Here is a 14,276-nt window from a genome sequence, read left to right as displayed (position 1 = left end):
TCTATGCAAGCCCTTACGATCTTCAGCCTAAGATAAACTTTTAAATTAACTTACTTAATATCCATTAACTCTTGTGCATCTAGTTTTACTGAAGGCGACATGGTAAGCGACAAAGCACCATTCTTAATATACTTACCTTTCGCACTACTAGGCTTTAGGCGATTAATAGTTCTGACAAGCTCAAGCATGTTCTCCTTAATCTTATCTTCTGAAAAGCTTGCTTTTCCAATAGGAGCATGGATATTACCTTTTTTATCTACTCTAAAGTTCACCTGACCACTTTTAGCATTGCTCACTGCTTTAGCAATATCCATTGTAACGGTTCCAGTCTTTGGATTTGGCATTAAACCCTTAGGCCCTAAAATTCTACCCACCTTACCAACGACAGCCATCATATCAGGTGTTGCGATAACCATGTCAAAATCAATGCGACCATTTCTAATCTCTTCAGCAAGGTCATCTCCACCAACCACATCGGCCCCAGCATTTTTAGCCTCATCTTGCTTGATGTCTTTTGCAAAAACAGCTACTCTTACCTTTTTCCCTGTTCCATGAGGAAGCACCACAGCACCACGCACCATTTGGTCAGCATGTCTTGGATCTACTCCTAGTCTCAAAGCTACTTCAACCGTCTCATCAAATTTAGCAGAAGCAAGAGACTTGACTAATCCTACACCTTGTTCTACATCATAAACTTTATCACTCTCAATTTTAGAAAAAAGTTTCTCTAATCTCTTAAACACTTTCTTTGCCATCAAATTATCCTTAAAAAATTTCTACTTAATTACCAAAATAATTTAGAGAGTTAGTCCACAACCTCTACGCCCATGCTCCTAGCACTACCCATAACAATTTTTGTCGCTGCCTCCATTGTGCTAGTATTTAAATCTTCCATTTTGAGTTGAGCAATCTCTTCTACTTGCTTATGAGTTAGCTTTGCAATCTTATTCTTAAGAGGGTTGTCAGAACCTTTCTCAATTCCTGATGCCTTTTTAATTAAATCGGTTACCGGAGGTTTCTTAGTAATAAAGGTAAAACTCTTATCTTGATAAACCGTAATAATAACCGGAATATTAAAACTTCCCATATCTTTCGTTTTTTCATTGAAAGCCTTACAAAATTCCATAATATTGACACCTCTTTGACCTAGAGCTGGCCCTACGGGAGGTGATGGATTTGCCTTACCGGCGGGAATTTGAAGCTTGATTTCTCCGACTACTTTTTTAGCCATAATATCTCCTTAAAAAATTGTTATTTATATAATCTTTTCTACTTGCGAATGCAAAATCTCTATTGGAGTATTTCTACCAAAAATAGAAACATTGAGTTTGAGCTTTCGATGCTCAATATCATACTCCTCTACCGTAGCAGTAAAGTTTGCAAAAGGACCTTCTACCACTCGCACCACTTCCCCTTGCTCAAAAAAGACTTTTGGCTTAGGTGCTGCACGATTATTCATTTTTTCTAAAATATGCTCAATATCAGCCTCGCTCAATGGAGTTGGTTTTTTATTTTCCCCAATAAAGCGACTCACTCTTGGTAAAGATTGTATCTTATGCCACAAAACAGTGTCTAAATCTACTTTAATAAAAACATAACCCGGATAAAGACTTCGCTCTGTTACTTTGGTCTTACCTTTCTTTGAGGCCTCAATAATATCCTCAGTAGGCACAATAATTTCTTGGATTCTATCTTTGATATTATTATCGCTTACTAGGTTCTCAATCGCTCTCTTAACAGCTTGCTCACTTCCTGAGTAAGTTTGTATGGCATACCAATCCATTGTAACTCTCCTTATCTAAAAGCCACCATCTTTTTACAAGATGCTAGAGACAAATGCCCCTAGAGCGAAATCTAATAGAGCCAAGAATAGCGTAATAATGCTTACAACCACTAAAACAGAGATAAACGCATTGCGTATCTGTTCTTTAATAGGAAATATCACTTTAGAAAGCTCTTCCTTAGCTAATCTATACTGCATAAGCCATTTACCCATTGATTTTCGCCTTTATCTTGCATACTAATGAATTTTTAATTATATCTCAAAAAACTTAAACTAAAATTAAAATAAAAGACTTTTAACCAAGCCAACCTTGATTATAAGAAAACTATATGTGAAGTATTTTTATGGCAGGCCAGGAGGGACTCGAACCCCCAACAACCGGTTTTGGAGACCGACGCTCTACCATTGGAGCTACTGACCTATTCTAACAATCCCCCTCCAAAAAGAGAGAAAATTAGCTTTTTAGCTTTACTTCTTTATGGAGTGTGTGCTTATTTTCTCTAGGGCAGAATTTCTTAAGCTCCAGTTTTTCTGTGTTAGTTTTGGCATTCTTAGTTGTGCTGTAATTGATGTCCTCACAATCAGAACACTTCAACCCAATTTTAACTTTCATAATGACTCTTCTTTTCTGTTTCTAAAAAGCAAGATTACTCAATAATCTTGCTTACCACACCAGCACCAACTGTTCTTCCACCCTCACGAATCGCAAACTTTGTTCCTAACTCTAACGCAATAGAACTAATCAACTCTACGGTAATTTTTACATTATCGCCGGGCATAACCATTTCTACACCTTCAGGAAGTGTGATAGAGCCAGTTACATCAGTTGTACGCACATAGAACTGAGGGCGATAGTTTGTAAAGAACGGGGTGTGTCTTCCACCTTCATCTTTAGAAAGAACATAAATTTCACCCTCAAATTTCTTATGTGGAGTAATAGAACCTGGCTTACATAGAACCATACCACGCTCTACTTCCTCTTTCTTTGTTCCTCTTAAAAGCACGCCAACATTATCGCCTGCCTCACCCTTGTCTAGCTCTTTTCTAAACATCTCTACACCTGTTACGGTAGTCTTTTGTGTGTCTCTAATACCAACAATTTCTACTTCATCGCCTACTTTTACTACACCTCTTTCAATTCTACCTGTAACAACAGTTCCTCTACCTGCGATAGAAAATACATCTTCAACTGGCATTAAGAAAGTTTTTTCAGTGTCTCTCTCTGGAGTAGGAATATAAGCATCTACTTCAGCCATAAGCTTAAGCACTTTTTCACCCCATTCACCAACATTACCAGTCTTCGCTTCTTCTAAAGCCTTTAAAGCTGAACCAGCTACGATAGGAGTATCATCACCAGGGAATTCATAAGCACTTAATAACTCACGCACTTCCATTTCTACGAGCTCTAATAATTCTTGGTCATCAACCATATCTTGTTTGTTTAAGAACACAACAATATGAGGCACACCTACTTGGCGAGACAATAAGATGTGCTCTCTAGTTTGAGGCATAGGACCATCTGCTGCAGAAACAACCAAAATCGCTCCATCCATTTGTGCTGCACCTGTAATCATGTTTTTTACATAGTCAGCGTGTCCCGGACAATCCACATGCGCATAGTGTCTGTTCTCTGTCTCATACTCAATATGAGAGGTTGCAATTGTAATCCCTCTTTCTTTTTCTTCAGGGGCATTATCAATATTATCGTAGTCTTTCATTTCTGCAAGACCTTTCAAAGAAAGCACTGCAGAAATAGCCGCACTCAAAGTTGTCTTACCATGGTCAACATGCCCAATAGTTCCGATATTAACATGTGGCTTGGTTCTATTAAACTTCTCTTTTGCCATTTGTATTTCTCCTTAAAATTTTAATGGATTTTAGCGAATCTCACAAAAATCCCTACTCCAATACCATTTGAAGTATTTGGATATTTTAGTTGTTTTTATCACCATTCAAGAGATTATAAAACTGGAGCCTATAAGCGGAATTGAACCGCCGACCTCTTCCTTACCAAGGAAGTGCTCTACCCCTGAGCTATATAGGCGTCTCAAAAAACTTTCCCAAATTATGGAGCGGGAAACGGGGCTCGAACCCGCGACCCTCAGCTTGGAAGGCTGATGCTCTAGCCAACTGAGCTATTCCCGCATCTTAAAAACATGGTGGTGAGACGTGGATTCGAACCACGGAAGACATAGTCAGCAGATTTACAGTCTGCCCTCGTTGGCCACTTGAGTATCTCACCTAAAAATTTTAAAATAACATTCTACTGGAGCTGGCTAAGGGACTTGAACCCCCGACCTGCTGCTTACAAGGCAGCTGCTCTACCAACTGAGCTAAGCCAGCAATTTTATAAAATACGATTAAGACTTGGCATTATACCCACTTTGCATGGTAATTGTCAAGCTAAAAGTAAAAATCACAAGATTTCCTTAAATAATGTAATTAACTAATTCCTCCAAAGCAAACACTAGATAATACTTTTAATCCATTTGGTTTTATGCTGTTTAGAGCAATAATTCTTTAAACGCCTAAAAAAATTAAGCTTTATTATTGTATTCTTAAGCAGAAAATCAAAACGCTATCTTTTTGTTTCAACTAAAACATATTGAGCGTTTCGTAATTCTATCAATAAACACTTAAATTTTAGATTCAAGGGAATTCAATTTAGCTATGGCAAAAAATAAAAATAATATTTTAAAATATTTCTTACGCTCTATTAAACAAATTTCTATGCTAATTACCAAGCGAGATAAAACTATCTTTCTGCTACTTACCCTTATGTCTATAACAGCCTCTCTCATTGAAGTATTCTCTATCAGCATGATTATGCCTTTTATTACATTAGCCTCAAATCCGAGCTTTATTACAGACAATCGTTATGCTAAAATTATCTATGATTTTTTGCATTTCTCTTCTCCAATCCATTTTATGTATCTGTTTAGCTTTATCCTTGTAGGGCTATACTTTTTTAGAATGTTTTATGGTATTTTTTTTGCCTACCTAAGAAGTCGTTTTTCTTATAAAAAAACTCATACCCTCAAACAACAGCTATTTCTCTACCATATTAAAGCACATTATTTAGAACATCTTAACTATAGCATAAGTCGCTTGAATAGCATTATTTATGGTAAAGTCCATGATATCATTATGAGTTTCAATGCTTTTTTAGGCATGCTTACAGAGCTATCTATTATCTTATTTCTTTATATACTGTTGCTGATAACCAATTGGAAAATGACTTTAGTGTTCACTTTAATTTTAGTAGTCCAAGTCTTACTCATTACTAAAAAAGTTACAACCCTCATTCAAAGAAAAGGGAAAATTGTCGCAGTTTCCAAAGAAAATGCACTCAAAATCTTTTCTAGATTCTTTAATAATTTTAAAATCACTAAGCTTAAGGATAACCATGAAGAGGCTCACCATCTTTTTGAGAAAAACAGTCTTGATGCCCATCAAAATGAGATTATCTATTCCACACTACAAGTAATCCCTAGATATATCTTAGAGACAATAGGCTTTAGCTTGCTAATTCTTTCAGTAGCCTACATTCTCTTTAAATATGGGGAGGCTCAAATGGTCTTGCCTGTTATTTCTATGTATGCCTTGGCTCTTTATCGTATGCTCCCCTCCATCACTAGAATTTTGGGTCATTATAATGAGATTATCTATTATCAACAAGCCGTCAATATAGTTTTTAAAAATCTCTCTAGACCAGCTACCAATGAAGATTTAATCCCTATAGATTTTAAAGAGGAAATTGCTCTTAAAAATATCTCTTTCTCATACAAAACCAACCACCCTATTTTAAAAAACTTTAATCTCACTATTGAAAAGGGGCAAAAAGTAGCTTTTATAGGTCCTAGTGGTTGCGGAAAATCCACGCTAGTGGATATTATTATGGGAATCATCTACCCCAAAAGTGGGGAAATTTTTATTGATAACACTCCCTTAACCAAAGAAAATATCCGCTCATGGCGCAAAAAAATTGGCTATATCCCTCAAAATATCTATCTATTTGATGGCAGTGTAGCTGAAAACATTGCTTGTGGGAGCACTCTTAATGAAGAACGCCTTATTAAAGTGTGTAAAATGGCACACATCTATGACTTCTTATGCGAACATGAGGGCATTAATACCCAAGTGGGCGAAGGAGGTGTAAAGCTCAGTGGAGGTCAAAAACAACGCATTGGTATTGCAAGAGCTTTGTATGATAATCCTGAAATTTTAGTGCTAGATGAGGCTACTTCAGCCCTAGATAATGAAACCGAAAGTAAGATTATGGACGAGATTTATCAGGTTGCCAAAGATAAAACTCTGCTAGTAATTGCCCATCGTTTAAGCACTATTGAAAGATGTGAAGTCAAAATTGATATGAGTAAGCATAACAATCAATCTTAATTTGTCAAAATATTTTTTAAAGGGCATTCGGTGGGTTTTTATAATTTTCTCAAATCAAACCCCCTAAAACTCTCCAAATACTTCCCTTTATAGCCCTCTTGATTTACTAAGCTTTTTAAAACTTCGCTGTTATAGCCCAAAAATGCCACTTCATTAGCTATAGCACTTTCATAGTCGTTCTTACTATCGCCTATCATTAGCATATTGCTTGGCTGGTAAGAATATTTTTGAATGATATTGGCAATGATTTTGGGCTTACTTGGCGGACTTCCTTCAATACTCTTAAAATATTTTATAATCCCTAGAAACTCGCATAATACTTGCAATTCACTATGCAGAGCCGCTGAGGCAATATGAAAAGTATAATTTTGATAATTTTTATCAATAAACGACATAACTTCACTATTTAAATGCACCCTATCAAAAAGCTTTTGCTCCATAATAGCACCAAATTCTAAAGCTAATTTATCAATCTCTTCTTGGGCTATGGAAGTCTTTAAAATTTCATTGTAAAAATATTTGATTTTTTCACTCCTTGAAATCCCCCCGCTTTTATAATGATAAATCTCAAATTTTTTTAAATCCTCTTCATTATTTTTTCCATGCAATCTAAACAACGCTTTTAGTCCCTCGCATTTCAAATGCATGCTATCAAAAATCACACCATCAAAATCCCATAGAACCACTTCTATTGCCATTTTTTCTCTCTTAAACATTAATAAAATTAAATTTTACACCATAAAAACAGCACAACCAACTACTTTTTCGGTATTATTATCCTAGTGTGTCTATCACATTATTATAAACAAAGGATTAATATGAAACATATACTAAAAAATAAATTAAGTATTTCTGTCTTGCTTTTAGCTTTTTTTACCCCTAGTGTGATTTTTGCCAAAGAGCATGACCACGCCTACAAACATTCCCAAAAAATGAAAGATTTTTCGCACTATAGTAATGAAGAATTATTAGACTTTTTAGGAAAAATTGAGCCTAAAGATTTTCCAGCCTTTAAAATGGAAATGCGAAAACGCACTTCTGCAATGGATAATGAAACTTACCAAAAGTTCCATGACCAAATGCGTGAAAAAGCCACCAAAAACACTCAAAATCTCAGCGATGCAGATTACAAAAAACGCCAACTTGAAATTAAATCCATGATTAAAAAAACGGCGAGCAAAATGTCTCCAAGAGAGCTAGAAGAAAGCAAACTTTTAAGCATGCGTTGTGATTGTGATGATGAAGAGCATACCCACAGAGAGCCTTATTATTTAGAATACTCTAATTAACATGTTTGCTAATACGACCCTCTTTGTGTTCTGCTATCATCTAAAAAACCAATCATCTCTTTATTATTGATAAAGACAATCAAATACTATTATAAAAAATATTTTTTATAATAGTATAAAAACAAGCCTATTCTCTTAAAACTATTCTGTTATACAAAATAAAATGCAATCCGCCATTTATTCAATGTAGATTAACCAATCAGTTCAGTTATTCAAAGGCGGGTTTTTAGCCCCTATCTTTAAAACACCCACCCATAATTCATAAATACATGCATGTTGTTAATGTTTTCATTTAGAGCCACTTCATTAATCACTTCTTCTGTAATAAGTTGTGCTTTAATGCTTTGTTTAATAAGGGGCATACTAACTCCTAGAGAAAATTTAGAATGCTTATAGCGATAATTTAATCCTGTAGTAAAATACACATTACCTTTATTTTTACTTGCATTGATAATGCCATTAAATTGATAGCGATTATACAAACCCCTAGCTCCAGCAAAAACTCCAAAAGAAGATTTAAAATCTTTTCCTGCATACACATTGATAAAATCTATTAAGAGATTGATTCCACCGCCCACTCCATATTGCTGTGTTTTATTTAATAAGCCTTTTCTTTTAGAAGTGTTGTAATTAAACATTGCATAGTAAGAAAGACCAATGACATTATTAAAATAGTTTTGATAGCCTATTTGAGTGTTAAAGCCTAGCATAGCGTTTTTAGAAGTTTCATTTTTAATGGTTTGGATACTTTCTAAAAGAGTGGCGCTGATAGTATTTAGGGCTTGACTAAAATTATTTAATAAAGGTTGTTGGCTAAAATTTGGAGCTACTGCAGCACAGTTGTATAAACTACGCTCATAGGGTTCGCACTCATCATAAGCATTATTATAACTACCATTATAGCTACTATTACTATCATAATAAGTAGTAGGATTTTGATAGCTTGTGCTTGTGGTTGCAGTGCTAGAAAGCTTTTTATAATCAATAGGCAATTTATTTTCGTTAGCTAAATCCATAAAAATTTCAGCGCTAAGACGGCTAAAACCATTTCCATTCCACCAATCACTACGCCAATCTTTATAGCCATCGTTATAGGTGAAATTACTCTTATGCCCCCAGCCTTTAGTATGCCCAAATTCATGAAAAAAGACATGGAGTGCTTGATGATTTTTGGGGTCGTTTTTATCAATATTTTCCTCTCTAAGAATATTGTCTGCCAAATCAAAAAACCTTGCATATACCGCCATATTCTTAGAACCAGCCCAACCAGAAGGGCCATACTCAACGATGCTTACTTTCAAATCTCTACTATCTTGCCTAAATTGGTCTATTATAGATTGTTTGTCAATATCTCTATGCATCGTTTGGTCAAGGTCATGACCCCAAAATTTAAAATTTGCTTTTAATATAGCATCTGCCCATTCATCAGAATCTAAAGTGCTAGCTAGATTGAGAAACATATTCACATAGCCTTGTGCCTCATTAGCTGTAGGGGTAGCAAGACAGCCTGGGCTAGACATACAATCATATCTTCTTTTATTTCCTTCTACAAAAGTGCCATGAATGTTAGTTGTAATTTTATCTAAAGCGTCTAAAACCCTTTGAGTTTGCTTTTCATCAGTGTTAGCTGCATCAATACTAGCATTAGTTCTAAACTCAAAATTTTGGGTGTTTACTCCTTGCAAATCAGCGTTATTGAACGCTGGAATTTTACTTGTATCTAAAGTGATGTGCGAACTAGCTGAAATATTGTCAAAAGTAGCTAGTTCCACTTCTTTGTAGCCTTGCTTACTATTATCAGCGACTTTAACCACTAATTTTACACTATGCAAATCATAAGGCAAGGAATTTTTAATATGGATTTTTGAATCTTTTGTTTCAAAACTTGTTGCTATAGGATTAGTGGTAGAAAAAGTTTGTCCCACAACATTATCATCTTTAAAGAGGGCTTGTTTTTCACTATCTGTGATAACAACTGCTTTTGAGGAAATATTGTCTGTATTAATACTTGCATAAGGGGGTCTAGGCTCTAATTTTTTAGCAAGGGGTGCACATGTTATGAAACCTGTCCTTCTGTTATAACACTCTTCTTCTTTAGTGGCAACATCATCTTTTGCAATAGGGCTAGACACTTGAGCTACGGGCGTGTTAGCAGTAGGACTTGTATCACTTTCACCAATACGATTAGAATTGTTTGAATTAATAGATTGTTTATTCTCAGCAGAATTTAAATCTTTCTTTAAATTATTATCGTTATTTAAAGATGGTTTAGTCGTTTTGCTTTCAGTGTTTATGACCCCTTGTGGAACATCATAATTATTTGCTCCTTGTGTTTTATGGAGCTTAGAGGATTTTTGCAAATTTAAATTCAAAGGACGCTTTCTAGCGCTCTCACTCATAGAAGTCATGCCTGTTTCAAATCCCGCTTGGATAAAGAACCCATCTTTTGGGTGTGCCTCACATTCAACAAGCACCCCCACTAAAACCAAACAAGCATTTTTGCTCAAAAATCTTAATTTCTTCATATAAAAACCATGTGTTTTTTCACTGCTCATAATAATTAAACCTTTTTTATTTAATGATTGTTTATTATTATAAAAACTTTTATATCCTAAGATTATACTACTCAAGCACCTTAAAAATTATGAATCTTTGTGTAATTCCACAATAATAAACCGATGAATATTAGAAAATACACAAAATTGAGATGGTTTGGGGGAATATTAAAAGGATAAAGAATTATTAAAATATAATATTTTTAAAAAATAATTAATCCCATGTTTTGAAATAAACAAATATGAGCATTAGTCATAATAGGCATCATAAGAGTATTGGCAAAATCTAAAATAGATGTATTAGACCATTAAAACCATTATCTCTTATTTGTTAGCAATATTCTATTGGCTATTACAGATTTTTTTTCTTATTTTCATTATCTACAAACCCTATATAATAACTTATTTGATGCGGACTTAAAATTCTCATAGCATTAATGGCAATCTTAGCAAATCCTTGCACTTCTTTGAGTGAAACCTTACTTGGATTAAATAAGTCCGAGACACTACCATGGCTTTCCTCATGTAAACCTTTTGTTATTTTTAGTATTCTCTCAATAAGCATATTCATATTTTCTATTTTATATGGATAAAATATTGTCTTTGAAAAATCAAATCCAGCATGCTTTTTGACTTTTGAAAATATCTTTAAAAGTTCATCGTGCTTAAATTTACTAAATTCAATAAAATTGATTTTTAAAAAACTTTCCAATAAAATTCTTACCCTATTGCCATAATTAATGGCTCCTTCAAAATCGTTTTGTATCTTTTCCTCTTTCTCTTTAGCAAAAGGTGCGTTATGGTATAAAAAATCGCTATTATAGATTTCAACTTTAAAAGGGATATTATCATTATTGCTGTTTGGTTCTATTGTATAACTACCATTTTCAAATTCAAATTCAATGTTTGGAAGTTCACTAGAAGAAATAGTGCGGTATTTTTCAATGTGATTGTTTTTTGGAATTAACAATTCAAATGCTCTTGTTAAACTTGTTTTTCCACACCCATTATTTCCAAAAATTACATTGTAGTCCTTAAAATTATCCCCTTCAACCTCATCTAAACCACAAAACGCCTTGAGAGATTTTATCTTTTTGATATTGATTGCCATGTTTTTTCTCGCTTTTTCCTTCAATATTTCTTATACAACTCATAAAGTTTTATGCGAGATTATATCACTTTTAATCCCCATCAAACCCTAACTCCAACGCCTTCACTTGCCCTATAGCATTACCAGCAATGCCCTTAATAGAGCCATACATATTAATGGTGTTATCTAACACTTTTTCAATTTGTTTTTCCCTACTTTTCCAAATCCTAGCCATAGAGCGTTTTTCGCTTTCTAAATCCGCTTTCATTTGGCTAAACCCTTCCACAATCGCCTCCACTTGCATAACAAATTCAGAGCTTGTGAGATAATGATAGAGTAAGCTCATTTTATCGCTTTTATTTTCTTGACTTCTTTTTGCCAAACTCACTTTAATAACCCCCTCTCTTAATACCGCACTTAACCCCTTAAACTCTTCAAAAGAACACACCCACACCCCTTGAACTAGCCCCATTCTATCCATTTCTTTGGGTAAGACTTCACTCACAATAACCCCCACATCAGCCCCAATCTCTCGCATATCGCTTTTAAGCTTTTCAATCCAAGTTTTTTGAAACTCTTTGGTGCGTTTGCTCTCATAATAGATTTTTCCACAATTTTGAAACTCATTAGTATGCACCACTTGAATACAATCGCCCCCCCTTTGCCCTTTTTTGACTTCTTCAATACAATCTAGGGGAAATTTTTGAATCAAATACTCTTCAATCGCTAATTCTTGCACTTCGCCTTGGAGTTGCTGTGAGCCTAACTCGGCTTTTCTTTGAGCGTTTTTCAACTCGTTTTTTAGCATTTCTAATTGCTCTTCTTTTTGCTTGAATTTAAGCTCATTTTCTTCAAGCAAGGCTTTTTGTATTTTTTCTCTTTCTAAAATTAACTTTTCATTCAACCTTTTCTCATTTTCAGCTTTTAATTTGCTTTCTACTTCATTATTTTCTCTCTTTAATCTCTCAATTTCAGCTTCTTTTTGGTGTAGTTCTTGGACTTGTTTAGACTTCTCATCTAGTTCTTTTTTTAATAATTCTACGCTCTTTTGTTGCTCTAAAAAAGCGTTTTTTCTAGCTTCTTCAATGATTTTAAGCCTTTCATCTTGTAAAGCTAACGCACTCGCTCTTTTGACCTCATCATCAAATCTTATTTTTTGGTCTTGCTCTTGTTGTTTTAATGCTTGTTCTTTTTGTTCTAAAGCTTTCAAATGGTTTTTATATTGCTGTCTTTTCTCGTTTATTTCTTTTTCAAACTCTTTTTGCTGAGTTAAAAACTTGTTTTGATTTTCTAGCTCCACCTGTTTGTATAGCACTTCACTCACATTGATTAGTGCTTGACACTTAGGACAAGTAATATGATTTTCTTGCATGATTTTTCCTTAGGATTGATAAAGTTTTAAATTTTAACATGTTAGAATAATTGTTGTTTCAAACCATACTCACAACATTAAATGCTAGGACACTTATCATGACAACTTCACTCATACAATTCTTTAAAACTCTTTTTACGCCTAAAAATAGCGTAACCTTAGATAATCGTTTCTTTTTGATGTTCTCAATCGCTATTATCTCTTGTGCTTTTGCCTCGCGAACAAGATACGAATATACTGACTCTTTTTTCATATTCAAAGAAACTTTTAAAATAGCATTTTTTGGGTTTTTTATATTATTTTTATGTTATTTAACTCTTAATTGCATTAAAAATAATCAAGTTAATAATTTTTTGAAAAACACTCTCTTGATTTCCATATGTTTATTAGGTGTTGTAGATATTTTTAATTCTTATTATTTCAACTTGCCTATTTCTACTATTATGATACAAACTATCCTAGCCACAAACCCTAGCGAGAGCAAAGCTTTTTTTGAAAGCGTAATTCTTGCTAGACCTTTAATCCCCATTCTTTATATTTGCTCTTGTATCCTTTTTCTATACTTTATTCGCTTTGAAATTGAAATCACACCAAAGAAAGCTCATTTTATTAATGGCTTTCTTACACTCACTATTCTTTCACATGGTCTTAAAAGCTTAATCACCCAACACACTTTATACTACACTACTAATTCTCTCGTTAACTCCACACCCTTAACAAAAAGTCTTTATGCTTTTTATCAAGCCCAAACAGAACAAGCCGTTGGATTAAAGTTCTTAAAGAACTTAAGCAATTTTTCAAAAAAAGATTATTTAGCAATAGAAGAAAATCATATTCCTAATGTTATCTTAGTCGTCGGCGAGAGTGCGAGCAGAAATTTTATGCAACTCTATGGTTATAACGCCCCCAATAACCCCTTATTAAGCACACTTGCCAACGAGAGAGAGAGAGAGAGAGAGAGTAAAGCACCCTCACTCTTTGTCTTTAAGAATGTTGTTTCTAGCGAGGCTTATACTTTAGAGAACTTCACACGCCTTTTAACTTATAGCGATTATGAAAATAGAGACACCCCATGGTATCAATTTAATAATCTTGGCAATATTTTCAAACAAGCCAATTATAAAACCTTTGATTTAGACAATCAAGAGGGCGTGCAAATGGGGGAGCGAAAATTAACCCCTTTTTATCTATTATCTTTGTCCTTTAATATACCATACAATCCTAACAATGGTTGGTGGCAACTAGATGGCTACCTAGTTAAAGACTTAAAAGATAGGGTTTTACCAAACCTTAAGGCTAAGAACTTTATTCTCCTGCACTTAGTTGGCAACCATTACTACTACAACGAGCGTTTCCCCAAAAACTTTGCTAAATTCAAAATAGACGATTTGGTCTATACTGACTTGCATATCAAAGACGATAAAGACAAGCAAATTGTCGCTGACTATGTTAATTCGCTTTATTATAACGATTATATTCTCAATGAAATTTTTAATCTCTTTAAAGATAAAGACGCCATAGTGTTTTATCTAAGCGACCATGCCCAAGATATTTTTGAAAGTGGCGCTACTTATGGGCATAAATGCTCCAAAGCGGGCGTAGAAATTCCTTTTATGATTTATGTGAGTGATATTTTTAAAGAAAAACACAAAGAAAAAGTAGAATTGATTAAAAGTGCTTTGAATAAACCCTTTATGAGTGATGATTTAATCCACTCTTTATTACCTTTAGTAGGCATTCATACCAAAGACAATATAGAGAGTAAAAATCTTTTTAGCCCTAAGTTTGA

At 34.1% G+C, this 14,276-nt stretch carries 12 protein-coding genes, 5 tRNA genes and 1 pseudogene; 3 read left to right on the top strand and 15 right to left on the bottom strand.

Features of this window, described 5'->3' with window-relative positions; genetic code table 11:
- Positions 1 to 50 precede the first annotated feature (50 nt).
- From rplA to C6H25_RS04170, 11 genes are all read right to left on the bottom strand, one after another.
- Complete coding sequence (gene rplA / locus C6H25_RS04220; protein WP_104748215.1) at positions 51 to 755, bottom strand: 50S ribosomal protein L1; 705 nt, start codon at positions 753 to 755, stop codon at positions 51 to 53.
- Between the two features lie 50 nt (positions 756 to 805).
- On the bottom strand, positions 806 to 1,231 hold the full coding sequence (rplK, locus tag C6H25_RS04215) for a 50S ribosomal protein L11 (RefSeq protein ID WP_104748214.1): 426 nt from the start codon (positions 1,229 to 1,231) through the stop codon (positions 806 to 808).
- Between the two features lie 24 nt (positions 1,232 to 1,255).
- The gene (nusG, locus tag C6H25_RS04210; RefSeq protein WP_104748213.1) at positions 1,256 to 1,783 is read right to left on the bottom strand and encodes a transcription termination/antitermination protein NusG; all 528 of its coding nucleotides are present in this window, start codon (positions 1,781 to 1,783) and stop codon (positions 1,256 to 1,258) included.
- Between the two features lie 33 nt (positions 1,784 to 1,816).
- The gene (gene secE, locus C6H25_RS04205) at positions 1,817 to 1,996 is read right to left on the bottom strand and encodes a preprotein translocase subunit SecE (RefSeq protein WP_104748212.1); all 180 of its coding nucleotides are present in this window, start codon (positions 1,994 to 1,996) and stop codon (positions 1,817 to 1,819) included.
- Positions 1,997 to 2,128: 132 nt separating this feature from the next.
- Positions 2,129 to 2,204, bottom strand: a tRNA-Trp gene (locus C6H25_RS04200).
- Between the two features lie 33 nt (positions 2,205 to 2,237).
- Positions 2,238 to 2,396 (bottom strand): 50S ribosomal protein L33, encoded by a 159-nt coding sequence (rpmG, locus tag C6H25_RS04195; RefSeq protein ID WP_000865160.1) that lies wholly within the window; start codon positions 2,394 to 2,396, stop codon positions 2,238 to 2,240.
- A 34-nt stretch (positions 2,397 to 2,430) separates the two neighbouring features.
- A complete protein-coding gene (gene tuf, locus C6H25_RS04190; protein WP_014659111.1) occupies positions 2,431 to 3,630 on the bottom strand; it encodes an elongation factor Tu in 1,200 nt (399 codons plus the stop codon).
- Between the two features lie 122 nt (positions 3,631 to 3,752).
- Positions 3,753 to 3,827: transfer RNA gene (locus C6H25_RS04185), tRNA-Thr, on the bottom strand.
- A 24-nt stretch (positions 3,828 to 3,851) separates the two neighbouring features.
- Positions 3,852 to 3,928, bottom strand: a tRNA-Gly gene (locus C6H25_RS04180).
- Positions 3,929 to 3,940: 12 nt separating this feature from the next.
- A tRNA-Tyr gene (locus C6H25_RS04175) sits at positions 3,941 to 4,025 on the bottom strand.
- A gap of 25 nt (positions 4,026 to 4,050) precedes the next feature.
- Positions 4,051 to 4,126, bottom strand: a tRNA-Thr gene (locus tag C6H25_RS04170).
- A gap of 327 nt (positions 4,127 to 4,453) precedes the next feature.
- Here C6H25_RS04170 and C6H25_RS04165 point away from each other — a divergent pair.
- Entirely contained in the window at positions 4,454 to 6,181 is a 1,728-nt protein-coding gene (locus C6H25_RS04165) for an ABC transporter ATP-binding protein (RefSeq protein ID WP_104748211.1), read from the top strand.
- Positions 6,182 to 6,219: 38 nt separating this feature from the next.
- Here C6H25_RS04165 and C6H25_RS04160 read toward each other — a convergent pair whose 3' ends face one another.
- Positions 6,220 to 6,879, bottom strand: a complete 660-nt coding sequence (locus C6H25_RS04160) for an HAD family hydrolase (RefSeq protein ID WP_104748210.1) — start codon at positions 6,877 to 6,879, stop codon at positions 6,220 to 6,222.
- A 120-nt stretch (positions 6,880 to 6,999) separates the two neighbouring features.
- Here C6H25_RS04160 and C6H25_RS04155 point away from each other — a divergent pair, with 120 nt between their 5' ends.
- Complete coding sequence (locus tag C6H25_RS04155; RefSeq protein WP_104748209.1) at positions 7,000 to 7,470, top strand: DUF1104 domain-containing protein; 471 nt, start codon at positions 7,000 to 7,002, stop codon at positions 7,468 to 7,470.
- A 239-nt stretch (positions 7,471 to 7,709) separates the two neighbouring features.
- Here the strand turns inward: C6H25_RS04155 and C6H25_RS04150 are convergent, their stop codons facing one another.
- The 3 genes and pseudogenes from C6H25_RS04150 to C6H25_RS04140 all read right to left on the bottom strand — a co-directional run bounded on the left by C6H25_RS04150 (position 7,710) and on the right by C6H25_RS04140 (position 12,487).
- Positions 7,710 to 10,025, bottom strand: a complete 2,316-nt coding sequence (locus C6H25_RS04150; RefSeq protein WP_233707326.1) for a hypothetical protein — start codon at positions 10,023 to 10,025, stop codon at positions 7,710 to 7,712.
- 778 nt (positions 10,026 to 10,803) lie between these two features.
- Positions 10,804 to 11,136: pseudogene (locus C6H25_RS08850) on the bottom strand (AAA family ATPase); the annotation flags it as partial.
- 70 nt (positions 11,137 to 11,206) lie between these two features.
- Entirely contained in the window at positions 11,207 to 12,487 is a 1,281-nt protein-coding gene (locus C6H25_RS04140) for a DUF2130 domain-containing protein (protein WP_104748208.1), read from the bottom strand.
- 98 nt (positions 12,488 to 12,585) lie between these two features.
- Here C6H25_RS04140 and C6H25_RS04135 point away from each other — a divergent pair.
- The coding region (locus C6H25_RS04135; protein WP_233707325.1) for a phosphoethanolamine transferase at positions 12,586 to 14,276 on the top strand (1,691 nt) is incomplete at its 3' end.

Origin of the sequence: Helicobacter cetorum (assembly GCF_900198405.1) — a bacterium.
Classification (GTDB): domain Bacteria; phylum Campylobacterota; class Campylobacteria; order Campylobacterales; family Helicobacteraceae; genus Helicobacter; species Helicobacter cetorum_C.
The sequence above is the reverse complement of the archived record's forward strand: the minus strand, read 5'-3'. Positions and strand labels throughout refer to the sequence as shown.

Excerpts from the sequence above, each read along its gene's own strand:
- tuf (WP_014659111.1), bottom strand. The coding sequence starts at position 3,630 with ATGGCAAAAGAGAAGTTTAATAGAACCAAGCCACATGTTAATATCGGA.
- secE (WP_104748212.1), bottom strand. The coding sequence starts at position 1,996 with ATGGGTAAATGGCTTATGCAGTATAGATTAGCTAAGGAAGAGCTTTCT.
- nusG (WP_104748213.1), bottom strand. The coding sequence starts at position 1,783 with ATGGATTGGTATGCCATACAAACTTACTCAGGAAGTGAGCAAGCTGTT.
- C6H25_RS04140 (WP_104748208.1), bottom strand. The coding sequence starts at position 12,487 with ATGCAAGAAAATCATATTACTTGTCCTAAGTGTCAAGCACTAATCAAT.
- rpmG (WP_000865160.1), bottom strand. The coding sequence starts at position 2,396 with ATGAAAGTTAAAATTGGGTTGAAGTGTTCTGATTGTGAGGACATCAAT.
- C6H25_RS04155 (WP_104748209.1), top strand. The coding sequence starts at position 7,000 with ATGAAACATATACTAAAAAATAAATTAAGTATTTCTGTCTTGCTTTTA.
- rplK (WP_104748214.1), bottom strand. The coding sequence starts at position 1,231 with ATGGCTAAAAAAGTAGTCGGAGAAATCAAGCTTCAAATTCCCGCCGGT.
- C6H25_RS04160 (WP_104748210.1), bottom strand. The coding sequence starts at position 6,879 with ATGGCAATAGAAGTGGTTCTATGGGATTTTGATGGTGTGATTTTTGAT.
- C6H25_RS04150 (WP_233707326.1), bottom strand. The coding sequence starts at position 10,025 with ATGAGCAGTGAAAAAACACATGGTTTTTATATGAAGAAATTAAGATTT.
- rplA (WP_104748215.1), bottom strand. The coding sequence starts at position 755 with ATGGCAAAGAAAGTGTTTAAGAGATTAGAGAAACTTTTTTCTAAAATT.
- C6H25_RS04165 (WP_104748211.1), top strand. The coding sequence starts at position 4,454 with ATGGCAAAAAATAAAAATAATATTTTAAAATATTTCTTACGCTCTATT.